We start from the raw sequence: 26336 nt of genomic DNA on the forward strand, positions 1-26336 counted from the left end.
CCACAATTTAATGTGCGCCGCCATCCTGACGCCTTCTTTTGAGCGCCTGATTACAGGCCGGAATGGTGAGTAACGTATGACTGATTTAACCACGCAAGATCTCGCTCAGCCTTCATGGCAAACCCGCGATCACCTGGATGACCCAGTGGTCGGCGAGCTGCGTAACCGTTTTGGGCCGGATGCCTTTACCGTTCAGGCTACCCGCACCGGGATTCCAGTTGTCTGGGTGAAGCGTGAACAGCTATTAGAAATCGTTGAATTCCTGCGCAAGCTGCCAAAGCCCTATGTCATGCTGTATGACTTACACGGTTTTGATGAGCGTTTACGCACTAACCGCGCCGGTTTGCCCGCCGCGGATTTTTCCGTTTTCTATCACCTGCTTTCAATTGAACGCAACCGCGACATCATGCTCAAGGTCGCTTTATCTGAAAACGATCTGAATGTGCCAACCATCACCAAAATTTTCGCTAACGCCAACTGGTATGAGCGCGAAACCTGGGAGATGTTTGGCATCACTTTCAATGGTCACCCGCACCTGACGCGCATCATGATGCCGCAGACGTGGGAAGGCCATCCACTGCGTAAAGATTATCCGGCGCGCGCTACCGAGTTCGATCCCTTCGAGCTGACCAAGCAGAAAGAAGATCTGGAGATGGAGGCGCTGACCTTCAAGCCTGAAGATTGGGGCATGAAGCGCAGCACCACTAATGAGGACTTCATGTTCCTCAACCTCGGTCCGAACCACCCCTCTGCGCACGGTGCTTTCCGCATCATTCTGCAGTTAGATGGTGAAGAAATCGTCGATTGCGTTCCCGATGTCGGCTACCACCATCGTGGCGCGGAGAAGATGGGCGAGCGCCAATCCTGGCACAGCTACATTCCGTACACCGACCGTATCGAGTACCTCGGCGGCTGCGTGAACGAAATGCCGTACGTGCTGGCGGTGGAAAAACTGGCGGGCATTACCGTGCCGGATCGCGTCAATGTGATCCGCGTGATGCTGTCTGAACTGTTCCGCATCAACAGCCATCTGCTCTATATCTCCACCTTTATTCAGGACGTCGGCGCGATGACGCCGGTGTTCTTCGCCTTTACCGATCGTCAGAAAATTTATGATGTGGTGGAAGCGATTACCGGTTTCCGTATGCACCCGGCGTGGTTCCGCATCGGCGGCGTCGCGCATGACCTGCCGAAAGGTTGGGAACGTCTGCTGCGCGACTTCCTCGACTGGATGCCGAAGCGTCTGAAAGAGTACGACAAAGCCGCACTGCGCAATACCGTGTTGATGGGCCGTTCGCAAGGCGTTGCGGCGTACAACATGGATGAAGCACTGGCGTGGGGCACCACCGGCGCAGGTCTGCGCGCCACTGGTTTAGATTTTGACGTGCGCAAATGGCGTCCATATTCAGGTTACGAAAACTTCGATTTCGAAATTCCGGTTGGCGCTGGCATCAGTGATGCGTACACCCGCGTGCAGCTGAAAATGGAAGAGATGTGGCAGTCACTGCGCATTCTGGAACAGTGCCTGAACAACATGCCTGAAGGCCCGTTCAAAGCGGACCATCCGCTGACAACGCCGCCGCCGAAAGAGCGCACGCTGCAGCACATTGAAACCCTGATCACTCACTTCCTGCAGGTTTCGTGGGGCCCAATCATGCCGGCCAACGAATCCTTCCAGATGATTGAGGCGACCAAAGGGATCAACAGTTACTACCTGACCAGCGATGGCAGCACCATGAGCTATCGCACCCGCGTGCGTACGCCGAGCTTCCCGCATCTGCAGCAGATCCCATCGGTGATCCGCGGCAGCCTGGTATCCGACTTGATCGTTTACCTCGGTAGTATCGATTTTGTTATGTCAGACGTGGACCGCTAATTATGCACGATCAAAAAATTGCTATTCACACCATCGACCCTACTGAGGTCTTCGTGCTGAGCGAGGCCGAGCACCACGCTATCGAGCACGAGAAACACCATTACGAAGATGCACGCGCCGCTTCGATCGAAGCGTTGAAGATCGTGCAGAAACAGCGTGGCTGGGTGCCGGACGGCGCGATTAACGCCATCGCAGATGTTCTGGGGATTCCAGCCAGTGATGTTGAAGGCGTAGCGACTTTCTATAGCCAAATCTACCGTACGCCGGTTGGCCGTCACGTTATTCGCTACTGTGACAGCGTGGTGTGCCACATCACGGGTTATCAGGGGATTCAGGATGCGCTGGAGCAAAATCTGAACATCAAGCCGGGCCAGACTACGGCGGATGGACGCTTTACGCTGCTGCCAACTTGCTGCCTGGGTAACTGCGATAAAGGGCCAACCATGATGGTGGATGAAGATACCCACGTTCATCTGACGCCTGAAGGCATCGCCAACTTGCTGGAGCAGTATCAATGACCATTAAACAGATCATTCGTACTGCGGAAACGCATCCACTGACCTGGCGTCTCCGTGACGACAAGCAGCCGATCTGGATCGATGAATATCGCAGTAAAAACGGTTATGTCGGCGCAGAAAAAGCGTTGAAAGATTTCAGCCAGGACGAAATCGTCGCGGCGGTAAAAGACTCCGGCCTGAAAGGCCGCGGTGGTGCAGGCTTTAACACCGGCCTGAAGTGGAGCTTGATGCCGAAAGACGAATCCATGAACATCCGTTACCTGCTGTGTAATGCCGATGAAATGGAGCCGGGCACTTACAAAGACCGCTTGCTGATGGAGCAACTGCCGCACCAGCTGGTGGAAGGCATGCTGATCAGTGCGTTCGCGTTGAAAGCCTACCGTGGCTATATCTTCTTACGTGGTGAGTACATCGAAGCGGCCGTTAATCTGCGTCGCGCGATTGCTGAAGCTACCGAAGCGGGCTACCTCGGCAAAAATATTCTTGGTACCGGTTTTGATTTCGAGCTGATCGTCCACACCGGCGCAGGTCGTTATATCTGCGGTGAAGAGACAGCACTGATTAACTCGCTGGAAGGACGTCGTGCGAACCCGCGCTCTAAGCCGCCATTCCCGGCCAGTGCCGGCGTGTGGGGCAAGCCGACCTGCGTGAACAACGTGGAAACGCTGTCGAACGTGCCTGCCATCTTCCTTAACGGCGTTGACTGGTACAAAAACATCTCTACCAGCGAAGACACCGGCACCAAAATGATGGGCTTTTCTGGCCGCGTAAAAAATCCTGGCGTCTGGGAATTGCCGTTCGGCACCACCGCACGTGAAATCCTTGAGGATTACGCCGGTGGCATGCGCGATGGCCTGAAATTCAAAGCCTGGCAGCCAGGCGGCGCAGGAACTGACTTCCTCACCGATCAGCATCTCGATCTGCCGATGGAATTTGCCAGTATTGGCAAAGCTGGCAGCCGTTTAGGTACTGCGCTGGCGATGGCGGTTGATCACGAAATCAACATGGTTTCGCTGGTGCGTAATCTGGAAGAGTTCTTTGCGCGCGAATCCTGTGGCTGGTGTACGCCGTGCCGTGATGGATTGCCATGGAGCGTGAAGATCCTGCGAGCGCTGGAGCAGAAGAAAGGTCAGCCGGGTGATATTGAAACCCTGCAGCAACTCTGCCGCCAGCTTGGCCCAGGCAAAACCTTCTGTGCCCACGCACCGGGCGCCGTCGAACCATTGCAGAGCGCGATTAAATATTTCCGTGAAGAGTTTGAAGCTGGCATTGCGCCGCAGGTGTTTGGCAATACCCGAGCTATCGGCGGTATTCAGCCCAACCTGCTGAAAGCGCGCTGGTAATCAGCCGCCGTACACGGAATTCACCTCATGCCGACATGGCGTGGGGAAAGAATTAGATGTTTAACGCTCGTCTTAGGGCGAGCCTTACGGAAGCATGTTCACTATGGCTACAATCCATGTAGACGGTAAAGAATATGATGTGAACGGAGCGGACAACCTGCTACAGGCGTGTCTCTCTCTGGGCCTTGATATTCCTTATTTTTGCTGGCATCCGGCGCTGGGAAGCGTAGGGGCCTGCCGCCAGTGCGCGGTGAAGCAATTCCAGAATGCCGAAGATACCCGCGGTCGCCTTGTCATGTCCTGCATGACACCAGCGTCGGACGGCACCTTTATCTCCATCGACGATGGCGAAGCGAAAGAGTTTCGTGAAAGCGTGGTGGAATGGCTGATGACCAACCATCCGCACGACTGCCCGGTGTGCGAAGAGGGCGGTAACTGCCATCTGCAGGATATGACGGTAATGACCGGACACAGTTTCCGTCGTTATCGCTTCACTAAACGTACCCACCAGAATCAGGACCTCGGCCCGTTCATTTCTCATGAAATGAACCGCTGTATCGCCTGCTATCGCTGCGTGCGTTACTACAAAGATTATGCCGATGGCAAAGATCTTGGCGTCTATGGCGCTCACGACAACGTCTATTTTGGTCGTCCGGAAGATGGCACGCTGGAAAGCGAATTCTCCGGTAACCTGGTGGAAATCTGTCCGACCGGCGTTTTCACCGATAAAACGCACTCCGAACGCTATAACCGTAAATGGGATATGCAGTTCGCACCAAGCATCTGTCAGCAGTGCAGCGTGGGTTGTAACACCAGCCCGGGCGAACGCTATGGCGAATTGCGTCGTATCGAAAACCGCTATAACGGCACCGTAAACCACTATTTCCTCTGCGATCGCGGTCGTTTCGGTTACGGCTACGTCAACCGCAAAGATCGCCCACGTCATCCGGTACAGCAACGCGGCAACGATTGGGTCAGCCTGAATGCTGAACAAGCGGTGAATGCGGCGGCGGATGTGTTGCGTCGGGCGAAAAAAGTGATCGGTATCGGTTCTCCGCGCGCCAGCATTGAAAGCAACTTCGCGTTGCGTGAGCTGGTTGGCGCAGAAAACTTCTCAACCGGAATGCCAGCCGGTGAGCAAGCTCGCGTTGAGCTGATGCTAAAAGTCCTGCAGGACGGCGGCATCTACACGCCATCACTGCGCGAAATTGAGAGCTACGATGCGGTGCTGGTGCTGGGCGAAGATTTGACTCAGGTTGGCGCGCGCGTGGCGTTGTCTGTACGTCAGGCAGTAAAAGGTAAAGCGCGTGAGATGGCTGCGGCACAGAAAGTGGCTGACTGGCAGATCGCGGCAATCCTTAACATCGGTCAGCATGCCAAACATCCGCTGTTCGTAACCAACGTCGACGAAACCCGACTGGATGATATCGCTGCGTGGAGCTATCGCGCACCGGTGGAAGATCAAGCTCGTCTCGGCTTCGCGATTGCCAATGCACTGGATGAAAGCGCGCCGGCAGTCAGCGGCTTCGACAGCAAACTCAACGGCAAAGTTGATGTGGTGGTTCAGGCGCTGGCAGGTGCAAAAAAACCGCTGATTATCTCCGGTACCCATTCCGGTAGCATCGCGATGATTGAAGCTGCTGCTAACGTGGCAAAAGCCCTGAAAGCGCGCGGTGCCGATGTCGGTATTACCTTCCTCGCGGGTGCGGCGAACAGCTTTGGCCTCGGCCTGATGGGCGGTCAATCGCTGGACAGCGCGCTGGAACAGCTGAGCAAAGGCGAAGCCGATGCGCTGGTGGTGCTGGAAAACGATCTCTATCGTCATGCACCGAAAGCCAACGTGGATGCGGCGCTCGATACTACCGCTAACGTGATTGTGGTCGATCATCAGCGTACCGCAACGCTGGAAAAAGCCGGTTTGGTACTTTCAACCGCCAGCTTTGCGGAGAGCGATGGCACCTCAATCAACCACGAAGGCCGCGCGCAGCGCTTCTTCCAGGTTTACGATCCCGCTTATTACGATGACAGCGTAGTGATGCTAGAGAGCTGGCGCTGGTTGCGTTCGCTGCACAGCGCGGTTGAGAGCCGTCACATCGACTGGACTCAGCTGGATCACGTGATTGATGCCACCGTTGCGGCGCTGCCACAGCTGAAAGGCATTAAGGATGCTGCGCCAGACGCCAGCTTCCGTATCCGCGGTCAAAAACTGGCACGTTCACCGCACCGCAACAGTGGCCGTACAGCGATGCGCGCCAACATCAGCGTGCATGAACCGCGTCAGCCGCAAGATAAAGACACCATGTTTGCCTTCTCGATGGAAGGGAACAACCAGCCCAGCGCACCGCGTTCGCAGATTCCATTTGCCTGGGCGCCGGGCTGGAACTCACCGCAGGCATGGAACAAGTTCCAGGCTGAAGTGGGCGGCAAACTGCGTCATGGCGATCCGGGTGTGCGTCTGTTTGAAGCCAGCGATCGTTCATTGCCGTGGTTTACCGCCATTCCGGAAAGCTTCGTTGAAGGCAGCCAGTGGCGCGTCGCACCTTACTACCAGCTGTTTGGTAGCGAGGAGATGACCCAGCGCTCAACCACCTTCCAGAAACGCATGTCACCGGCCACGCTGGTGATCAACCCGGCTGATGCTGAGAAACTGGGCGTTAATAGCGGTGCTTCCGTTGAGCTGGTGTGTGCAGGCGAAACACTGCGCTTGCCGGTACGTTTCTCTGCGTCGCTGCAAGCAGGGCAGGTTGGTTTACCGCTCGGTATGCCGGGCGTGCCGCCGTTCCTCTCAGGTGCGCACATTGACAAACTGCAGGAGGCCGCGCAATGAGTTGGCTGACACCGGACGTTATTGAAATCCTGATCAACATCGGCAAAGCGCTGGTCATCTTGTTGGTGGTTGTCGGTTGTGGTGCTTTCATGAGTTTCGCCGAGCGTCGTCTGCTCGGCTTGTGGCAGAACCGTTATGGACCAAACCGTGTTGGCTGGGGCGGCTCGCTGCAGCTGGCTGCTGACATGATCAAAATGTTCTTTAAAGAGGACTGGGTTCCGCCGTTTACCGACCGCTTCATCTTTACGCTGGCACCGGTTATCGCCTTCGTATCGCTGCTGCTGGCTTTCGCCATTGTGCCAGTTTCGCCGACCTGGATGGTCACCGATCTGAACATCGGTCTGCTGTTCTTCCTGATGATGGCGGGCCTGGCGGTGTATGCGGTGCTGTTCGCTGGCTGGTCGAGTAACAACAAATACTCACTGTTGGGTGCGATGCGTGCATCGGCGCAGACGCTGAGCTACGAAGTGTTCCTTGGTCTTTCACTGATGGGCGTGGTGGCGCAAGCCGGCTCGTTCAATATGAATGCCATTGTCGAAAGCCAGGCGCATCTGTGGAACATCATTCCTCAGTTCTTCGGCTTCCTTACCTTCTGCATCGCGGGCGTAGCGGTATGTCACCGTCATCCGTTTGACCAACCAGAAGCGGAGCAGGAACTGGCGGACGGTTACCACATCGAATACGCCGGTATGAAGTTCGGCCTGTTCTTCGTCGGTGAATACGTGGCGATCACCACCGTTTCAGCGCTGATCGTGACGCTGTTCTTCGGTGGCTGGCACGGCCCGTTCCTGCCGCCATTCATCTGGTTCGCTCTGAAAACAGCGTTCTTTATGGTGATGTTTATCCTGATTCGTGCTGCGCTGCCGCGTCCACGCTATGACCAGGTGCTGTCGTTCGGCTGGAAAGTGTGTCTGCCGTTGACGCTGTTGAACCTGCTGGCGACCGCCGCAGTGATTCTGTACACCGCGCAGTAAGGGACATTGAGATGACTTTAAAAGATATTGTCGTTGGCTTCGGCACGACAGTGCGCAGTATCTGGATGATAGGCATGCATGCCTTCGCCAAGCGCGAAACCCAAATGTATCCGGAAGAACCGGTTTATCTGCCGCCGCGTTACCGTGGCCGTATCGTGCTGACGCGCGATCCGGACGGCGCAGAGCGTTGCGTTGCCTGTAACTTATGCGCGGTAGCTTGTCCTGTCGGCTGTATCTCACTGCAGAAAGCCGAGACGCAGGATGGACGTTGGTATCCGGAGTTCTTCCGCATCAACTTCTCACGCTGCATCTTCTGCGGCCTGTGTGAAGAGGCTTGCCCAACCACCGCGATTCAGCTGACACCCGATTTCGAACTGGGTGAGTTTAAGCGTCAGGATCTGGTGTATGAGAAAGAAGACTTGCTGATTTCCGGTCCGGGTAAATATCCGGAGTACAACTTCTATCGTATGGCTGGTATGGCGATCGACGGAAAAGAGAAGGGCGAAGCGGAAAACGAAGCCAAGCCGATCGACGTCAAAGGGTTGTTACCTTAAGGAGCCAGGTATGGAATTTGCGTTTTATCTTTGCGGACTGGTGGCGGTGCTGACGACGCTGCGCGTCATCACCCACACCAATCCGGTACATGCGCTGCTGTACCTGATTGTTTCGCTGCTGTCGATTGCCGGCGTGTTCTTCTCAATGGGCGCCTACTTTGCCGGTGCACTGGAAATCATCGTTTACGCGGGTGCCATCATGGTGCTGTTCGTCTTTGTGGTGATGATGCTGAACCTCGGCAAAACTCAGCAGGATCAAGAGCGCGAGTGGCTCAAACCTTCGCTGTGGATTGGTCCGGGCATCGTCTCTTTACTGCTGCTGGCAGTGATGATTTACGCGATTAGCACGGCAACCGATCAGGGCATTGATGGCACCGTCATCGACGCGAAAGCAGTCGGTATCAGCTTGTTTGGTCCCTATGTTCTGGCGGTTGAATTGGCATCGATGCTACTGCTCGCGGGTCTGGTCGTGGCCTTCCATATTGGACGTGAAGAGCGTCACGGCGAAGTGTTGAGCAATCGTCAAGCTGATGCGCAAGCAAATAAGGAGGATCACGCATGATCCCGTTACAACACGGCCTGATGCTGGCCGCTGTGCTGTTTGTTCTCGGCCTGACCTCCGTGGTGCTGCGTCGTAACATCCTGTTTATGCTGATTGGTCTGGAAATCATGATCAATGCCTCCGCGTTAGCGCTGGTGGTAGCAGGCAGCTATTGGGGACAAGCTGATGGTCAGGTGATGTACATCCTGGCGATCAGCCTTGCGGCGGCGGAAGCGAGTATTGGTCTGGCGCTGTTGCTCCAGCTCTATCGTCGTCGTCAGACGCTGAACATTGACACAGTGAGCGAGATGCGCGGATGAATCTTCTCTATTTAACCGTATTATTTCCGCTGATTGGCTTCCTGCTATTGGCGTTTTCACGCGGTCGCTGGTCGGAGAACCTGTCGGCAGCAATCGGTATGGGTTCTGTTGGTCTTGCCGCATTAACCACTATTTATGCCGGTTTCGACTTCTTCAATCAGGGTCAGCAGCCGTTCACTCAGGCGCTGTGGACCTGGATTCACGTCGGCAACTTTGACATTAAAGTGAATCTGGTGCTGGATGGTCTTTCTCTGACCATGCTGTCCGTCGTCACCGGCGTTGGCTTCTTCATCCACATGTTCGCTTCATGGTACATGCGTGGTGAAGAGGGTTATTCGCGCTTCTTCGCTTACACCAACCTGTTCATCGCGAGCATGGTGGTGTTGGTGCTGGCCGATAACCTGATGCTGATGTATCTCGGCTGGGAAGGCGTGGGCCTGTGCTCCTATCTGCTGATTGGCTTCTATTACAGCAATCCAGAGAACGGCAAAGCGGCGATGAAAGCCTTTATCATCACCCGTGTCGGTGATGTGTTCCTCGCTTTCGCCTTGTTCATCCTCTACAACGAGCTGGGCACGCTAAACTTCCGCGAACTGGTGGAACTGGCACCCGCGCACTTCGCTGCAGACAACCACATGCTGCAGTGGGCAACCCTGATGCTGTTGGGTGGCGCGGTCGGTAAATCTGCACAGCTGCCATTACAAACCTGGCTGGCGGATGCGATGGCCGGTCCAACCCCGGTTTCGGCTCTGATTCACGCCGCGACCATGGTAACCGCCGGTGTTTACCTGATTGCACGTACCCACGGTCTGTTCCTGTTGACGCCGGAAGTGCTGCATCTGGTGGGTATCATTGGTGCGATTACCCTGGTGTTGGCAGGTTTTGCTGCGCTGGTGCAAACCGACATCAAACGCGTGCTGGCTTACTCCACCATGAGTCAGATCGGCTACATGTTCCTCGCGCTTGGCGTACAGGCATGGGACGCGGCGATTTTCCACCTGATGACGCATGCATTCTTCAAAGCCTTGCTGTTCCTCTCTTCAGGCTCGGTCATTCTGGCCTGCCATCACGAGCAGAATATTTTCAAAATGGGTGGCCTGCGTAAGAGCATCCCGCTGGTGTATGTCTGCTTCCTGGTGGGCGGTGCCGCGTTGGCTGCGCTGCCGCTGATCACCGCAGGTTTCTACAGTAAAGATGAAATCCTGTTTGGTGCGATGGCGAATGGTCACATCAATCTGATGGTGGCGGGTCTGGTGGGTGCATTCCTCACTTCGATCTACACCTTCCGCATGATCTTTATCGTGTTCCACGGTGAAGAGAAAATTCATGCTCACGCCGGTAAAGGCATTACGCATCACCTGCCGCTGATTGTTCTGATGGTGCTCTCCACCTTTATTGGTGCGCTGATCACGCCTCCTCTGGCGGGTGTTCTGCCGCAGAACGAGTTTGGTGAAGGCGGCAAAGTGATGCTGGAAATCACCTCAGGCGTGGTGGCCATTGTCGGTATCCTGATCGCAGCAGCTCTGTGGCTGGGTAAACGTCAACTGGTGACCAGTATTGCTAACAGCGCGCCGGGTCGTTTCTTCGGCACCTGGTGGTTCGCGGCCTGGGGCTTCGATTGGCTGTATGACAAGGTGTTTGTAAAACCTTATCTCGGCATTGCCTGGTTGCTGAAGCGCGATCCGCTTAACTCACTGATGAACCTGCCTGCGCTGCTGTCGCGTGTTGGTAACAAAGGTTTGGTGGTGAGCGAAAACGGTTATCTGCGCTGGTACGTGGCCTCGATGAGTGTGGGTGCCGTTGTGGTGCTGGCGCTGCTGCTGGTGATTTAAAGATTGATGAGCGGGGCGGGTTCGCTCGCCCAATTAGAATGTCAAAAATTGCCTGAAGTAAGGCAATAAAAAGGGAAGTTTGCCGTGTTATTACCTTGGCTAATTATCATACCTTTTGTCGGTGGCTTGCTCTGCTGGCTTGCGGAGCGTCTTGGCGCAAAAGTTCCGCGCTGGATTGCCATGATCACCATGGGCCTGACGCTAGCGCTTGGTCTGCAGCTGTGGTTGCAGGGAGGCTATTCACTGACGCAGGCTGCGGGCATTCCGCAATGGCAATCGACTTTCTCCGTACCGTGGATTCCGCGCTTTGGCATCAACTTCCATCTGGCAATTGATGGTCTGTCGCTGCTGATGGTGGTGCTGACCGGACTGCTCGGTTTGATGGCGGTGCTGTGTTCCTGGAACGAAATTGAGAAATATCAGGGCTTTTTCCACCTCAACCTGATGTGGATTCTCGGTGGTGTGATTGGCGTGTTCCTCTCCATCGATATGTTCCTGTTCTTCTTCTTCTGGGAAATGATGCTGGTGCCGATGTATTTCCTCATCGCACTGTGGGGCCATAAAGCATCCGACGGTAAAACGCGTATCAGCGCGGCGACCAAGTTCTTCATCTACACCCAGGCATCGGGTCTGATCATGTTGGTGGCGATTCTGGCGCTGGTCTTTGTCCATTACAACGCCACCGGCGTATGGACTTTCAGCTACGAAGAGCTGCTGAAAACTCCGATGTCGCACACCGTTGAATATCTGCTGATGCTTGGCTTCTTTATTGCCTTTGCGGTGAAAATGCCGGTGGTGCCATTACACGGTTGGTTACCCGATGCGCATAGCCAGGCACCAACCGCTGGTTCAGTTGACCTCGCAGGTATCTTGCTAAAAACTGCGGCTTACGGTTTGCTGCGCTTTAGCCTGCCGCTGTTCCCGAATGCGTCAGCAGAGTTCGCACCGATTGCCATGTGGCTGGGTATCATCGGCATCTTCTACGGTGCGTGGATGGCATTCTCACAAACTGATATCAAGCGACTGATCGCTTACACCTCTATTTCGCACATGGGCTTCGTGCTCATCGCCATCTACACTGGCAGCCAGCTGGCCTTCCAGGGCGCGGTGATTCAGATGATTGCGCACGGTCTCTCTGCTGCGGCACTGTTCATCTTGTGTGGTCAGCTGTATGAGCGTCTGCATACCCGCGACCTGCGTCAGATGGGCGGCTTGTGGTCACGTATCAAATGGATTCCGGGTCTGTCACTGTTCTTCGCGGTTGCAAACCTCGGTATGCCGGGCACCGGTAACTTTGTTGGCGAATTTATGATTCTGACCGGCAGCTTCCAGGTGGTGCCGGTGATTATCGTCATTGCAACCTTTGGTCTGGTGTTTGCTTCGGTTTACTCCCTGATCATGATGCAGCGCGCTTACTTCGGCGAAGCAAAGTCGAAAGATCCGCTGCCAGGCATGTCACCGCGTGAGTTCATGACTATCGGCGTATTGGTGGTGTTGCTGGTGCTGCTGGGGATTTATCCTCAGCCGATCCTCGACACATCCCATGCTGCGATGAGCAATATTCAGCAGTGGTTTACCGCTTCAATTTCAACTACAAGGCCGTAATTCGCCATGACAATAACTCCTCAACATCTGATCGCGTTACTGCCGCTGTTGATCGTCGGATTGACGGTGGTGGTGGTGATGCTGTCCATTGCGTGGCGACGCAATCACTTTGTTAATGCCACGCTGACGGTGATCGGACTTAACATTGCGCTGTTTTCTCTGTGGTTTGTAGGCCAGGCGGGAGCGATGGACGTCACGCCGCTGCTGCGCGTTGATGGCTATTCGATGTTCTACACCGCGCTGGTGGTGCTGGCGAGTTTAGCCACCTGCACCTTCGCTTATCCGTGGCTGGCCGGTTTCCCGGACAACAAAGATGAGTTCTATCTGCTGGTGCTGATTGCAGCACTCGGCGGGATCGTGCTGGCGAGCGCCAATCATCTGGCAGCGCTGTTCATCGGTATCGAACTGCTGTCACTGCCGCTGTTTGGTTTGATTGGTTATGCTTTCCGCCAGAAACGTTCGCTGGAAGCGTCGCTGAAATACACCATTCTGTCGGCGGCGGCCTCATCGTTCCTGCTGTTCGGTATCGCGCTGATTTATGCTGATTCCGGCAGCCTGAGCTTTGTGCAGCTGGGTAAAAGTCTGAGCGATAGCATGATTCAGGAGCCGCTGTTGCTGCTCGGTCTGGGCATGATGATTATCGGACTGGGCTTTAAACTGTCGCTGGTTCCTTTCCACCTGTGGACGCCAGACGTTTATCAGGGGGCGCCAGCGCCGGTTTCAACCTTCCTCGCTACCGCCAGCAAGATCGCCATCTTTGGTGTGATTATGCGCCTGTTCATGTACGCGCCCGTCACTGACAGTGAAGCGGTGCGTACCGTGCTGGGTATCATTGCCTTTGCGTCGATTCTGTTCGGCAACCTGATGGCGATTTCCCAGAGCAACATCAAGCGTCTGCTCGGTTACTCCTCTATCGCGCACCTTGGTTATCTGTTGGTGGCGCTGATTGCGGTGAAAACCCATCAGCTGTCGCTGGAAACCGCAGGCGTTTATCTGGCCGGTTACCTGTTCAGCAGCCTTGGCGCGTTCGGCGTAGTGAGCCTGATGTCGAGCCCATATCGCGGTCCGGATGCCGATACGCTCTATTCCTATCGTGGTCTGTTCTGGCATCGTCCGATTCTGTCTGCGGTAATGACGGTGATGATGTTGTCACTGGCGGGTATCCCAATGACGCTCGGCTTCATCGGTAAGTTCTACGTTATCGCCTCGAGTGTGAACGCACATCTGTGGTGGTTGAGTGGTGCGGTGGTAGCGGGTAGTGCGATTGGGCTTTATTACTATCTGCGTGTGACGGTGAGTCTGTATCTCAGTCCGCCGGAACTGCACAACCGCGATACGCAAGCCAATTGGGCATTTACGGCCGGCGGCGTTGTGGTGCTGATCTCTGCGATTCTGGTGCTGCTGCTCGGTGTTTATCCGCAGCCGCTGATTACACTGGTGCAGATGGCTCAGCCGCTAATGTAAGACAGTTACGCGTCATCACTGAATCAGGCCTGCGGGCCTGATTTTTTTTGCCTGCAGTTCACAGCGTAGTGAGAGGTTGAGCACAGAGTCACCACGAGGTTTTCAGCTGCCGATGCTGTTCACTGCGTTTGGCATAGCCGGTGTGATATTCTCATCGGATCCCTTTTTTCGCTCAGACAAGGAAGCACCATGGAAATGCTTTGGCTTGATTGCCACCACAGTGAACTGACAGCGCAACAACTCTACACTTTGCTGGCACTGCGCAATCATGTCTTCATCGTGGAACAAAACTGTCCTTATCAGGATATTGATGGCCAGGATCTAGCTGCCGAAAATCGCCACATTCTCGGATTTCTCGACGGTAAGCTGCTGGCCTATGCGCGCGTGTTAACGCCAGCGCTAGACTCTGCGCCGGTAATGATTGGTCGTGTGATTGTTTCTGAAGAAGCACGCGGTTTGAAGCTGGGCTATCGCTTGATGGAGAAGGCGCTGGAGAGCTGTGAAAAGTATTGGTCGCAGCGCGCTATTTATCTCTCTGCGCAGGCACATCTGGAAGGTTTCTACGGTCGTCTGGGCTTTGAAGCGGTGACCGAAGTGTATATGGAAGATGAGATTCCCCACATCGGCATGCAGAAAGCATAACGGCGAGGATTGCTCCTCGCCGTCAATCATCAGCCTGGCGTCATCTGCCGGTCATCAACGTATTTACGTTGATCTGGCGGCGGCGGGAAGTACTGATAAAGCCAGGTTTCACTCAGCGTCTCATCTTTGGTACGCAGGAACAGGCGCATATCAACCGGTTTGGTCGAGTCGCTGTTTGGATACCAGTCAAACAGAATGCGGTAACCGTTGAGTGGCTCGACGTAAAGAATCTCAACCTGCTTGAATGTGCCTTCTGAAACGGTAATCACCGGCTCAATACCTTTCGGCGCTGCGGCTTTCAGATCGCCACCAACAAAATCAATGGCAAAACGACGTGACCAGGTATCCGGGAAGTGTTCGCCTGGCGCCCAACCTTCCGGGAAGCCGCCGATACCGGTGCGCGTGGCATCGACACGCGCCAAACCACTGCGCACTGGTGGCAACTGGCTCCAGTAGAGTTTGTACTGGAAGCTGAACTCGCTACCGGCTTTCACCGGTTCTGAAGGCTGCCAGAAGCACACCACATTATCGAGCGTTTCACCAGTGGTTGGAATCTCCATCACGTTAATGGCGCCTTTGCCCCATTTACCAATCGGTTCCACCCACAAGCTTGGACGTTTGTCGTACCAGCCAATCACATCCTGATAATTTTTGAAGTCATGATCGAGCTGCAACAGGCCGAAACCACGCGGGTTTTCGTCCTGATAGGCGTTGAACTGCAAACGCTGCGGGTTGTTCAGCGGACGTGCAATCCATTCGCCTTCACCGGTCCACATCGCCAGACGATCGGAGTCGTGGATTTGTGGATGGTAAGTGTTGCACATGCGGCGCTCGTTGGTGCCACAACTGAACATGCTGGTCATTGGCGCAATGCCAAGCTGGCGGATGTCGTTACGTGCAAACAGATGGTTTTCCACCTCCATCACTACGCGTTTCTCCTCGCAGTGAATGGTGAACTTGTAGGCACCGGTGACGCTCGCGCCATCCAGCAGGGCGTAGACCACGAAAGTAGTGTCATCCGCTTTTGGTGTTTCGAACCAGAACGCGGTGAAGTCCGGGAACTCTTCTTTGCCGTTGCTGAAGGTGTTGACCGCCACGCCGCGCGCGGAGAGGCCGTACTGGAAGGTTTCATCAACCGCACGGAAATAGCTGGCGCCAAGGAAAGAGACGATATCGCGGCGCGCCAGTTCAGGCTTCTTAAACGCACGGAAACCGGCAAAGCCGAGATCGGTTTTACCGACCAGCTGCCTGGTATCAACGTTGGCGTTGTGATAATTGAACAGCTCCGGACGGAAGTGGATCTCACGCGCTTCACGGCTCTGGGCATCGACCGAGAACATGCGGATGCGGCGCTTGAAGCCCATACCGACGTGGAAGAATTGCACGTCCAGCTGACGATCGGGGATGTTATTCCACAGCGAGTGATTGGCGTCGTACTGAATTTCGTTATAGGCCTGCGGAGTGAGATTGGCCAGGGTGTCGGGCAAGGGGCCGGGGGCGCCGCCCCAGGGCTGTTTTGCCAGCGCGGAGGCTTTCTTTTTCAGTGAGTCGAAATCGAAGCGAACCGCGGTACCGTCGGCGATACCATCATCGGCCCAGGCGGATTGTGCAAACAGCGTGGAGAGACCCGTCATGCCGCTAACAGCGGAGAGGGCCATGGACGCTTTCATAAATTTTCTACGATTCATGCCGGAAATCTAATCCTTAGCTGCTCGGGTGTATTTTGACTCTCGTAAGACGAGAAGCGTCTGACTACAGGGGGTTACGACAGTCGTGAAAATAAATAATTCAGTCTGCGGAAAATTTATCAGATTAATCAAATAAGCGAAGCAGAATTCGCGTAGCGGCAGCGTACATGACACAACTTTGCACTGCGGTGGATGAAACTCGGTGAAAACCTTGCAATCGCCTCCCAGCAAATCTGCAATTTATGACTATAGTTAAACCACAACGAGCAAGGAACATGGAGGAACTACATAGTGTCATCTTCAGATCAATTTGAAACGCACCTTGACGACGACCTGGCGCTGCTAACGGAAACGCTGGAAGAAGTGTTACGCGCATCAGGCGATCCGGCCGATCAGAAATATATCGAGCTGAAACTCAAAGCTGAACAAGCGCTGGAAGACGTGAAATCGCGCGTTAGCCAGGCGTCAGACAGCTATTACTATCGTGCCAAGAATGCGGCCTATCGCGCCGATGATTATGTGCATGAAAAACCGTGGCAGGGGATTGGCATCGGTGCTGCCGCTGGCCTGTTTGTCGGTTTACTGCTGGCTCGACGTTAAGTTCCAACGGGCGCGACACGCTTCGCGCCCGCTTCCTGATTGCCTCGCCGCTTTTCCCGCTAAATCCCTGTTTCGCATCATCCGCAATTGTGTTTCGCCTGCGCGCTTCCTACAGTAAAGCGACAGGGAAAAGGAGAACGCAACGTGATACGTGTAGAAATGCTCTCAACGGGCGATGAAGTGTTACATGGGCAGATTGTCGATACCAACGCCGCGTGGCTGGCCGATGTGCTGTTCCAGCACGGTTTGCCGATGACCAGCCGTAGTACCGTCGGTGATGCAATGACCTCGCTGGTGGAGGCGCTGCAGAGCCGCAGCCAGATTGCTGACGTGCTGATCGTGAATGGCGGTTTAGGACCGACCAGTGACGATCTCAGCGCGCAGGCCGCAGCCATTGCCAGCGGCAGCGAGTTAGTTATCCAGCAAGCCTGGCTGGAAAAAATGGAAGACTGGTTCGCCAGCCGCGGACGTGTGATGGCGCCGAGCAACCGCAAGCAGGCAGAAATCCCCGCCATTGCTGAGATGCTCGATAATCCGGTCGGCACCGCATGCGGCTTCGCGCTGCAGCTCAATCGCTGCTGGATTTTCTTCACCCCTGGCGTGCCGTCGGAATTTAAAGTGATGGTTGAGCAGGAGATTATTCCGCGCCTCAAAGCACGCTTTGAACTGCCTGAGCCACCATTGTGTTTGCGCCTCACCACCTTTGGGCGTGGGGAAAGTGACATTGCCGCCGAGTTGGAGCCGCTCCTGCTGCCGGAAGGCGTGGTGATGGGCTATCGCTCATCGATGCCGATTATTGAAATTAAACTCACCGGACCCGCCAGCCAGCGCGTGGCGATGGAGCAAGTGTGGCAGCAGGTAAAACTGTTGCTGGCTGAATGCACCATTTTTGAAGGCACCGAAGGTTTACCGGCGCTGCTGGCGCGCGAGTTGCAGCAGCGTGGCTTCCATTTGGCGCTGAGCGAGCAGTTCACCGCCGGCTTACTTAACTGGCAGCTGGCCGCTGCGGACGTGGCGCTCAGCAAAGCAGAGATTCTGCCGCCGCAGCATGAAGATCTGGAAGCGCAGGTTGCGCGCACGCGTGACTGGGCGAAACAGCAGGGCGCGGCGCTGGCGTTGTCGGTGGGAAATTTAGTGGAAGGCGAAGTATCGATTGCGCTGCATACGCCGGAAGCCAGCTGGGGCCAACGCGTAAAGTTCACTCATGGACGTCATAACGTGGAAACGCGGCAGAAAGTGGTGGCGATGATGGCGATGAACATGTTGCGTCGCTGGCTGCACGGCAGTGAAGTCAGCACCGGTCACGGTTGGATTGATGTGCTGGAAACGGTGAAACGCTGATTGGTCACCAGGTCGCCATCAATGGCGGCCTGGTCAATCACAGCTCGATCTCAATCTCCCCTTTGGCGCGACAGCAGCACGGCAAAATCTCGCCTTGCTGCACAAACGCCAACGGGGTTTCGGCATAATCCACTTCGCCTTTCAGCAAACGCATGCGGCAAGAGCCGCAGTAGCCTTCGCGACACTGAAACTCAACGCACAGATTATTGGCTTCCAACGTCGCCAGCAGATTAGGGTGATCTTCTGCGCACTCCAGCCTGGAGCCGGAGCTACGCAGAATAACAACAGAGCGGCTCATGCTTACAGCTGGAAGCCGTCGAAATCGTCTTCGCCCACTTCAGAATCAATCTGACCGACCAAATACGAGCTCACTTCAACTTCCTGCGGTGCAACCTGTACGTTGTCCGACACCAGCCACGAGTTGATCCATGGAATGGGGTTGGAACGCGTCTGGAACGGCAGATCAAGACCCACCGCCTGCATACGGATGTTGGTGATGTACTCGATGTACTGGCACAGAATGTCTTTGTTCAGGCCAATCATCGAGCCGCCGCTGAACAGGTAGTCTGCCCACTCTTTTTCCTGCTCGGCTGCCTTCTTGAACAGATCGAAGCATTCATCACGACACTCCGCGGCGATGGCTTTCATCTCTGGATCGTCTTCACCGGTGCGCAGCAGGTTCAGCATATGCTGGGTGCCGGTCAGATGCAGCGCTTCATCGCGTGCAATCAGCTTGATGATTTTGGCGTTGCCTTCCATCAGCTCGCGCTCGGCGAAAGCAAATGAACAGGCGAAGCTGACGTAGAAGCGAATCGCTTCCAGCGCGTTGACGCTCATCAGGCAGATATAGAGCTGCTTTTTCAGATCGCGCAGGTTAACGGTAACGGTTTTACCGTTGACCTGATGCGTACCTTCACCCAGCAGATGCCAGTAACTGGTCATCTCGATCAGGTCATCGTAGTACTTCGAGATATCTTCGGCGCGCGCCAGAATCTGCTCGTTGGTGACGATATCGTCAAACACCACCGCCGGATCGTTAACGATGTTACGGATGATGTGCGTGTAGGAGCGCGAGTGAATGGTCTCGGAGAACGCCCAGGTTTCAATCCAGGTTTCCAGCTCAGGGATGGAAATCAGCGGCAGCAGCGCCACGTTCGGGCTACGACCCTGAATCGAGTCCAGCAGCGTTTGATACTTCAGGTTGCTGATGAAGATGTGCTTTTCATGCTCCGGCAGCGCCTGGTAATCGATGCGATCGCGCGAGACGTCCACTTCTTCCGGACGCCAGAAGAAGGAGAGCTGCTTCTCAATCAGCTTTTCAAAGATGTCATATTTCTGCTGATCGAAACGGGCAACGTTGACGGACTGGCCAAAGAACATCGGCTCTTTTAGCTGGTCATTTTTGTTCTGCGAGAATGTGGTGTAAGCCATTTTGAGTCCAAATGTGAAGAGGGCCGACCAATGTCGGCCCTGACAAGATGAGATTAGATCTTACATGCGCCGCTTTCGCAGCCATCATCCTGAATGGAAGGTGCCAGATCGTCCTGTGCATCTTCTGCACCGTCGCGGGTGTTTTGATAGTACAGGGTTTTCACGCCGAACTTGTACGCGGTCAGCAGGTCTTTCAGCAGCTGTTTCATCGGCACTTTGCCATTCGCAAAGCGGCTCGGATCGTAGTTGGTGTTCGACGAAATCGCCTGATCGATGAACTTCTGCATCACGCCAACCAGCTGCAGATAACCGTCGTTGGACGGCATTTCCCACAGCAGTTCGTACTGGTCTTTCAGACGCTCATACTCTGGCACCACCTGACGCAGAATGCCGTCTTTCGATGCTTTGATGCTGATGTGTCCGCGCGGCGGCTCAATGCCGTTGGTGGCGTTCGAAATCTGCGAAGAGGTTTCAGACGGCATCAGCGCAGAGAGCGTTGAGTTGCGCAGACCGTGCGTGGTGATTGACTTACGCAGGCCTTCCCAATCCAGATGCAGCGGCTCGTTGCACACCGCGTCGAGATCCTTTTTATAGGTATCGATCGGCAGAATGCCCTGCGAGTAAGTGGTCTCTTTAAACCACGGGCACGCACCTTGCTCTTTCGCCAATTCGTTCGAGGCTTTCAGCAAGTAGTACTGAATGGCTTCGAAAGTTTTGTGCGTCAGATTATTGGCGCTGCCATCAGAGTAACGCACGCCGTTTTTCGCCAGGTAATACGCGTAGTTGATCACGCCAATACCCAGCGTACGGCGGCCCATGGCGCCGCGTTGTGCTGCCGGAATGGGGTAATCCTGATAATCCAGCAGTGCATCAAGCGCACGCACCGCAAGGGTGGCCAGCTCTTCCAGATCGTCAAGGCTGTTAATCGCGCCCAGGTTAAAGGCAGACAGCGTACACAGGGCGATTTCGCCGCTTTCGTCATTGACGTCGTTCAGCGGTTTGGTCGGCAGTGCGATCTCGAGGCACAGATTCGACTGACGAACTGGCGCGATACTTGGATCGAACGGGCTGTGCGTGTTGCAGTGATCGACGTTCTGAATGTAGATACGGCCAGTTGACGCACGCTCCTGCATCATCAGTGAGAACAGCTCAACGGCTTTCACGCGCTGCTTGCGGATGCTGTCGTCTTTCTCGTATTTGGTGTACAGACGCTCGAACTCGTCCTGATCGGCGAAGAACGCATCGTACAGGCCAGGCACGTCAGACGGGCTGAACAGCGTGATGTCTTCACCTTTCAGCAGGCGGGTGTACATCAGTTTGTTGATCTGTACGCCGTAATCCATGTGACGCACGCGGTTGCCTTCAACACCGCGGTTGTTTTTCAGCACTAGCAGGCTTTCAACTTCCAGATGCCACATTGGGTAGAACAGCGTCGCTGCGCCGCCACGTACGCCGCCTTGTGAGCAAGACTTCACGGCAGTCTGGAAATGTTTGTAGAACGGAATACAACCGGTGTGGAACGCTTCGCCACCGCGAATCGGGCTACCCAGCGCACGAATGCGGCCGGCGTTGATGCCGATACCGGCGCGCTGCGAAACGTATTTCACAATGGCGCTAGAGGTGGCATTGATAGAGTCGAGGCTGTCGCCGCACTCAATCAGTACGCAAGAGCTGAACTGACGCGTTGGCGTACGCACGCCGGACATGATTGGCGTTGGCAGCGAGATTTTGAAGGTTGAGATCGCATCGTAGAAGCGCTTCACGTAATCCATACGGGTTTCGCGCGGATAGCCAGAGAACAGGCATGCCGCCACCAGAATGTAGAGGAACTGGGCGCTTTCGTAGATTTCGCCGCTGACGCGGTTCTGCACCAGATATTTCCCTTCCAGCTGCTTAACCGCTGCGTAGGAGAAATTCATGTCGCGCCAATGGTCGATAAACGCGTCCATCTGCTCGAACTCTTCGGTGCTGTAATCTTCCAGCAGATGGCGGTCGTATTTGCCCATCTCAACCATTTTCACCACCTGATCGTACAGCTTCGGCGGCTCAAACTGGCCGTAGGCTTTTTTACGCAGGTGGAAGATAGCCAGACGCGCAGCCAGGTATTGGTAATCCGGCGCATCACGCGAGATCAGGTCTGCGGCAGCCTTGATGATGGTCTCATGAATGTCAGAAGTTCTGATGCCATCGTAGAACTGAATGTGTGAGCGCAGTTCAACCTGTGAAACTGAAACATTGTTCAGCCCTTCGGCTGCCCAATCCAGTACACGATGAATTTTGTCGAGATCAATGCGCTCCTGGCGGCCATCGCGTTTAGTAACGAGCAGACTTTGGTTCATGTCGCGTTTTTACCTGTCCATGCATGAATGACGTATTTATCCCCCATGTATGCACAAGGTTTATGCACAAGCCGCTCGTTGTGAGTAAGCCTGTGGATAAACACTATATATAGGGGGTGCGGGAAGTTTGAACAACAATATGGTGAGTATTCTAGTCAGCAATCTCTTCTTAACAAGAGTTGATTTTCACTAAAAAATCGTCATTACCGGCTGGCTAAAATCCTGGATCCGCATGCCGCAAGGCCTGCACTTAGTGTCAACCGCTCAGCACTTTTTTTTCACTTTATGATCGGACGCGTGTTTCTTGCTCAACCACCGCGCTTCAGGAATTTTCTTAGACAAAAAAAGCTCCGACAAGGCCGCCAGCAGCGAACTTATCTAAAAGTGCTTATGAATTTTTTGTGACTTGCTTAGCCTATAAAAAAGGCTGGTACGCGTCTAAAAGGAAATTGATCTGGATAGGGCCAAAATTAGGGGATAAGAGGTCGCCATGAATGACGTAATGTTTGTTAGTTAAGAAAGCATTTTGCTTGAAATCTGGTGCGGGCTCTGACACATCTGCTGCGTCACGGGCCGTCCTCGCGCCGCTAGCGCGGTGCCTTCGGCTTCCACGTCGTGCCAACGGACCGTTCGCGGATCGGCCATCCTGGCCGGCCCCGAACTGCCTCACGCATCCCTGCGTGAGGCTCCTGACCCAACGTAAAAGCCTTAGCGCTGCGAATGGCCCTTTTGCCGCAGCAGACGCGCCAGCGCCTCTGGCAAAGGATGACATCACTCCTGGCGATGCGTATGAATCATGTAGTTCACATCGACACCGCGACCCAGACGGAACTGGTTGGTCAGCGGATTGTAGTGCAGGCCAATCATATTTCTTTCACGCAGCGGGGTTTCATCCACCCAGTTCAGCAACTCGGCGGGACGGATGAATTTCTTCACGTCGTGCGTCCCGCGCGGCACCATGCGCAGCACATACTCGGCACCAAATACCGCCAGCAGCCAGGCTTTTGGATTGCGGTTGATGGTGGAGAAAAATACTTCGCCGCCGGGCTTCACCAGCTGCGCGCAGGCTAAGACTACCGAGCGCGGATCCGGCACATGCTCCAGCATCTCCATGCAGGTCACCACATCATACTGCCCGGCGTGACTTGCGGCGTGATCTTCCACGGTTTGCTGCACGTAGTTAACGCTAACGCCGCTCTCAAGCGCATGCAGACGCGCCACTTCCAGCGGCTCAGCGCCCATATCCAGGCCGGTAACCTCAGCGCCTTCACGCGCCATGCTCTCCGCCAGAATGCCGCCGCCGCAGCCGACATCGAGCACTTTCTTGCCGAACAGGCCATTACTGTGCTGCGCTATCCAGCCAAGTCGCAGGGGGTTAATACGGTGCAACGGCTTAAATTCACCCTCTAAATCCCACCAGCGGGATGCCACGGCCTCAAACTTGGCGATCTCGGCGTGGTCGACGTTCTGGCGGCTTTCCTGCGGTTGTTCACTCATTGAATCATCACTCCAGACAAAATATTCCCTCAGTATAAACGCTTAACTCACGCGAACGCATCTCTCACGCTCAAGGAAAAGCGGGATTAAGGCCTGGTTAACGTTCACCGAAGGGAAGCAATGTGATATACTTTCGCACCTTTAAATCCGGGATTATGTAGAGGGATAGCGGCTCCATGAGCGACCTTGCGAGAGAAATTACACCGGTCAATATCGAAGAAGAGTTGAAAAACTCCTACCTCGATTACGCCATGTCGGTCATTGTTGGCCGAGCCTTACCCGATGTGCGTGATGGTCTGAAGCCGGTACACCGCCGTGTGCTTTTTGCCATGAGCGAACTGGGCAACGACTGGAATAAACCCTATAAAAAATCCGCCCGTGTGGTCGGTGACGTCATCGGTAAATATCACCCGCACGGCGATTCCGCGGTATACGAAAGTATCGTGCGTATGGCCCAGCCATTCTCCCTGCGCTACATGCTGGTTGACGGTCAGGGTAACTTTGGTTCGGTCGACGGCGACTCCGCCGCAGCGATGCGTTATACCGAAGTCCGCATGGCAAAGATCTCTTCGGAGCTGCTGGCTGACCTGGAAAAGGAAACCGTCGATTTCGTGCCGAACTATGACGGCACCGAGCAGATCCCTGAAGTCCTGCCAACTAAAATTCCTAACCTGCTGGTAAACGGTTCTTCCGGTATCGCCGTTGGTATGGCAACCAACATTCCACCGCACAACCTGACGGAAGTGATCAACGGCTGTCTGGCGTTTATCGAAGATGAAGACATCACCGTTGAAGGCCTGATGGAACACATCACCGGGCCAGACTTCCCGACGGCGGCCTTCATCAATGGTCGTCGTGGTATTGAAGAAGCCTATCGCACCGGGCGCGGTAAGATTTACATTCGCGCACGTGGCGAAGTGGAAACCGATGCCAAGACCGGCCGTGAAACCATCATCGTGCACGAACTGCCGTATCAGGTGAACAAAGCGCGTCTGATCGAGAAGATCGCCGAGCTGGTGAAAGAGAAGCGCGTGGAAGGCATCAGCGCACTACGTGACGAATCTGATAAAGACGGCATGCGTGTTGTCATTGAGATCAAACGCGATGCGGTGGGTGAAGTGGTTCTCAACAACCTCTACTCGCTGACACAGCTGCAGGTCTCTTTCGGCATCAACATGGTGGCGCTGCATCAGGGCCAGCCGAAGATCATGACGCTGAAAGGCATCATCGAAGCCTTCGTGCGTCACCGTCGTGAAGTGGTTACGCGTCGTACCATTTTCGAACTGCGTAAAGCGCGCGATCGTGCTCACATCCTTGAAGGCCTGGCGATTGCGCTGGCTAACATCGATCCGATCATCGAACTGATTCGTCGTGCACCAACGCCAGCCGAAGCGAAACTGGGCCTGCTGGCGCAGTCGTGGGATCTGGGTAACGTTGCCGCGATGCTGGAACGTGCCGGTAATGACGCTGCACGTCCGGAATGGCTGGAAGCCGAGTTCGGTATTCGCGATGGTCAATATTATCTGACTGAACAGCAAGCGCAGGCGATTCTGGATCTGCGTCTGCAGAAACTGACCGGCCTCGAGCACGAAAAGCTGCTCGACGAATACAAAGAGCTGCTGGATCAGATTGCTGAGCTGCTGCACATCCTGCAAAGCGCTGAGCGCCTGATGGAAGTAATCCGTGAAGAGCTGGAGCTGATGCGCGATCAGTTCGGCGACGCACGTCGTACTGAAATTACCGCGAACAGTGCAGACATCAACATCGAAGACCTGATCAATCAGGAAGACGTTGTGGTGACGCTGTCGCATCAGGGTTATGTCAAATACCAACCGCTGACCGACTATGAAGCCCAGCGCCGCGGTGGTAAAGGCAAATCCGCCGCACGTATTAAAGAAGAAGACTTTATCGATCGTCTGCTGGTGGCCAACACCCACGACACCATTCTGTGCTTCTCCAGCCGCGGCCGTCTCTACTGGATGAAGGTCTATCAGCTGCCGGAAGCCAGCCGTGGTGCGCGCGGTCGTCCAATCGTTAACCTGTTGCCGCTGGAAGCCAACGAACGTATCACCGCCATTCTGCCGGTGCGTGAATACACCGAAGGCTTCAACATCTTCATGGCTACTGCGAGCGGTACCGTGAAGAAAACCGCGCTGCAGGAGTTCAGCCGTCCGCGTAGCGCGGGCATCATCGCCATCAACCTGCGTGAGGATGACGAGCTGATTGGCGTGGCGCTGACCAACGGTAGCGACGAAGCGATGCTGTTCTCTGCCGCCGGTAAAGTGGTGCGCTTTGCTGAAACGGCGGTACGTGCGATGGGCCGTTCGGCTTCGGGCGTTCGCGGTATCAAGCTGGCTGAAAGCGACAAAGTGGTGTCGCTGATTGTGCCACGCGAAGAGGGCGCGATCCTCACCGTGACGCAGAACGGTTACGGTAAACGTACTGCCAACAGCGAGTATCCAACCAAGTCGCGTGCGACGCAGGGCGTGATCTCGATTAAAGTCACCGAACGTAACGGACCGGTTATCGGCGCGGTACAGGTGGTGGATGGCGATCAGATCATGATGATCACCGATGCCGGTACGCTGGTGCGTACTCGCGTATCGGAAGTCAGCGTGGTAGGCCGTAATACTCAGGGCGTGATTCTGATCCGTACAGCGGAAGATGAAAACGTGGTGGGTCTGCAACGCGTCGCGGAGCCGGTGGAAGAGGAAGAACTCGACGCCATCGACGGCAGCGTAGCGGAAGGCGAGGAGGATACCGCGCCGGAAGTGGACAGCGACGACGATGCACCAGAAGCTGACGACGAAGAGTAATTCGTAACGGCTTTAATAAGCGGCAGGTCAGGAAACTGGCCTGCCGTTTTTTTATCTGAGTTTTCCCCTAAAGGCGCGGGCTAGCTGGCTTTTTAGGGCCGATAAAGCTAGTGTATGGAAGCTTTTCA

Annotated in this window: 20 protein-coding genes; 15 read left to right on the top strand and 5 right to left on the bottom strand. The window is 55.0% G+C overall.

Going from position 1 to position 26336, the window contains the following annotated elements:
* Positions 1 to 76 precede the first annotated feature (76 nt).
* The 12 genes from nuoC (at position 77) to Q3H59_RS06505 (ending at position 14496) form a co-directional block, all read left to right on the top strand.
* Complete coding sequence (gene nuoC, locus Q3H59_RS06450) at positions 77 to 1876, top strand: NADH-quinone oxidoreductase subunit C/D (protein ID WP_008105149.1); 1800 nt, start codon at positions 77 to 79, stop codon at positions 1874 to 1876.
* A gap of 2 nt (positions 1877 to 1878) precedes the next feature.
* The gene (gene nuoE, locus Q3H59_RS06455; protein WP_101763655.1) at positions 1879 to 2394 is read left to right on the top strand and encodes an NADH-quinone oxidoreductase subunit NuoE; all 516 of its coding nucleotides are present in this window, start codon (positions 1879 to 1881) and stop codon (positions 2392 to 2394) included.
* A 2-nt stretch (positions 2395 to 2396) separates the two neighbouring features.
* The gene (nuoF, locus tag Q3H59_RS06460) at positions 2397 to 3737 is read left to right on the top strand and encodes an NADH-quinone oxidoreductase subunit NuoF (protein WP_176519213.1); all 1341 of its coding nucleotides are present in this window, start codon (positions 2397 to 2399) and stop codon (positions 3735 to 3737) included.
* A gap of 103 nt (positions 3738 to 3840) precedes the next feature.
* Positions 3841 to 6564: an NADH-quinone oxidoreductase subunit NuoG gene (gene nuoG / locus Q3H59_RS06465; RefSeq protein WP_277973836.1), complete on the top strand. Its 2724-nt coding sequence runs from the start codon at positions 3841 to 3843 to the stop codon at positions 6562 to 6564.
* Positions 6561 to 7538: an NADH-quinone oxidoreductase subunit NuoH gene (gene nuoH, locus Q3H59_RS06470; protein ID WP_008105140.1), complete on the top strand. Its 978-nt coding sequence runs from the start codon at positions 6561 to 6563 to the stop codon at positions 7536 to 7538. The genes nuoG and nuoH overlap by 4 nt, the downstream gene beginning before the upstream one ends.
* 11 nt (positions 7539 to 7549) lie before the next feature.
* Positions 7550 to 8092, top strand: a complete 543-nt coding sequence (gene nuoI / locus Q3H59_RS06475; protein WP_007889332.1) for an NADH-quinone oxidoreductase subunit NuoI — start codon at positions 7550 to 7552, stop codon at positions 8090 to 8092.
* Positions 8093 to 8102: 10 nt separating this feature from the next.
* Complete coding sequence (gene nuoJ / locus Q3H59_RS06480; protein WP_008105138.1) at positions 8103 to 8654, top strand: NADH-quinone oxidoreductase subunit J; 552 nt, start codon at positions 8103 to 8105, stop codon at positions 8652 to 8654.
* Positions 8651 to 8953 carry an NADH-quinone oxidoreductase subunit NuoK gene (nuoK, locus tag Q3H59_RS06485; RefSeq protein WP_007889334.1) on the top strand — a complete coding sequence of 101 codons (303 nt, stop codon included), beginning with the start codon at positions 8651 to 8653 and terminating at the stop codon, positions 8951 to 8953. Before nuoJ ends, nuoK begins: the two co-directional genes overlap by 4 nt.
* On the top strand, positions 8950 to 10785 hold the full coding sequence (nuoL, locus tag Q3H59_RS06490) for an NADH-quinone oxidoreductase subunit L (RefSeq protein WP_137386193.1): 1836 nt from the start codon (positions 8950 to 8952) through the stop codon (positions 10783 to 10785). The genes nuoK and nuoL overlap by 4 nt, the downstream gene beginning before the upstream one ends.
* Positions 10786 to 10869: 84 nt before the next feature.
* Positions 10870 to 12390: an NADH-quinone oxidoreductase subunit M gene (nuoM, locus tag Q3H59_RS06495; protein WP_101763660.1), complete on the top strand. Its 1521-nt coding sequence runs from the start codon at positions 10870 to 10872 to the stop codon at positions 12388 to 12390.
* 6 nt (positions 12391 to 12396) lie between these two features.
* Positions 12397 to 13854, top strand: a complete 1458-nt coding sequence (gene nuoN / locus Q3H59_RS06500; RefSeq protein WP_008105131.1) for an NADH-quinone oxidoreductase subunit NuoN — start codon at positions 12397 to 12399, stop codon at positions 13852 to 13854.
* A gap of 189 nt (positions 13855 to 14043) precedes the next feature.
* Complete coding sequence (locus tag Q3H59_RS06505) at positions 14044 to 14496, top strand: GNAT family N-acetyltransferase (RefSeq protein WP_309833849.1); 453 nt, start codon at positions 14044 to 14046, stop codon at positions 14494 to 14496.
* A 29-nt stretch (positions 14497 to 14525) separates the two neighbouring features.
* Here the strand turns inward: Q3H59_RS06505 and Q3H59_RS06510 are convergent, their stop codons facing one another.
* On the bottom strand, positions 14526 to 16184 hold the full coding sequence (locus tag Q3H59_RS06510) for a glucan biosynthesis protein D (protein ID WP_101763662.1): 1659 nt from the start codon (positions 16182 to 16184) through the stop codon (positions 14526 to 14528).
* Between the two features lie 291 nt (positions 16185 to 16475).
* On the opposite strand from Q3H59_RS06510, the gene elaB reads away from it, so the two are divergent.
* Together elaB and Q3H59_RS06520 are read left to right on the top strand one after the other, a co-directional pair.
* Positions 16476 to 16784: a stress response protein ElaB gene (elaB, locus tag Q3H59_RS06515; RefSeq protein ID WP_008105125.1), complete on the top strand. Its 309-nt coding sequence runs from the start codon at positions 16476 to 16478 to the stop codon at positions 16782 to 16784.
* Between the two features lie 144 nt (positions 16785 to 16928).
* Entirely contained in the window at positions 16929 to 18125 is a 1197-nt protein-coding gene (locus Q3H59_RS06520; protein ID WP_309833863.1) for a nicotinamide mononucleotide deamidase-related protein YfaY, read from the top strand.
* 37 nt (positions 18126 to 18162) lie between these two features.
* Here Q3H59_RS06520 and yfaE read toward each other — a convergent pair whose 3' ends face one another.
* From yfaE to ubiG, 4 genes are all read right to left on the bottom strand, one after another.
* The gene (gene yfaE, locus Q3H59_RS06525; protein ID WP_061717835.1) at positions 18163 to 18423 is read right to left on the bottom strand and encodes a class I ribonucleotide reductase maintenance protein YfaE; all 261 of its coding nucleotides are present in this window, start codon (positions 18421 to 18423) and stop codon (positions 18163 to 18165) included.
* A 2-nt stretch (positions 18424 to 18425) separates the two neighbouring features.
* A complete protein-coding gene (nrdB, locus tag Q3H59_RS06530; RefSeq protein ID WP_192411476.1) occupies positions 18426 to 19556 on the bottom strand; it encodes a class Ia ribonucleoside-diphosphate reductase subunit beta in 1131 nt (376 codons plus the stop codon).
* Positions 19557 to 19609: 53 nt separating this feature from the next.
* Positions 19610 to 21895, bottom strand: a complete 2286-nt coding sequence (gene nrdA / locus Q3H59_RS06535) for a class 1a ribonucleoside-diphosphate reductase subunit alpha (protein ID WP_101763666.1) — start codon at positions 21893 to 21895, stop codon at positions 19610 to 19612.
* Between the two features lie 771 nt (positions 21896 to 22666).
* On the bottom strand, positions 22667 to 23392 hold the full coding sequence (ubiG, locus tag Q3H59_RS06540; protein ID WP_061717833.1) for a bifunctional 2-polyprenyl-6-hydroxyphenol methylase/3-demethylubiquinol 3-O-methyltransferase UbiG: 726 nt from the start codon (positions 23390 to 23392) through the stop codon (positions 22667 to 22669).
* Positions 23393 to 23568: 176 nt separating this feature from the next.
* Between ubiG and gyrA the strand changes: the two genes are divergently transcribed.
* Positions 23569 to 26208, top strand: a complete 2640-nt coding sequence (gyrA, locus tag Q3H59_RS06545; RefSeq protein ID WP_309833867.1) for a DNA topoisomerase (ATP-hydrolyzing) subunit A — start codon at positions 23569 to 23571, stop codon at positions 26206 to 26208.
* Positions 26209 to 26336: the final 128 nt, after the last annotated feature.

This window comes from Pantoea sp. SORGH_AS_0659 (assembly GCF_031453915.1).
GTDB classification, from domain to species: domain Bacteria; phylum Pseudomonadota; class Gammaproteobacteria; order Enterobacterales; family Enterobacteriaceae; genus Pantoea; species Pantoea leporis.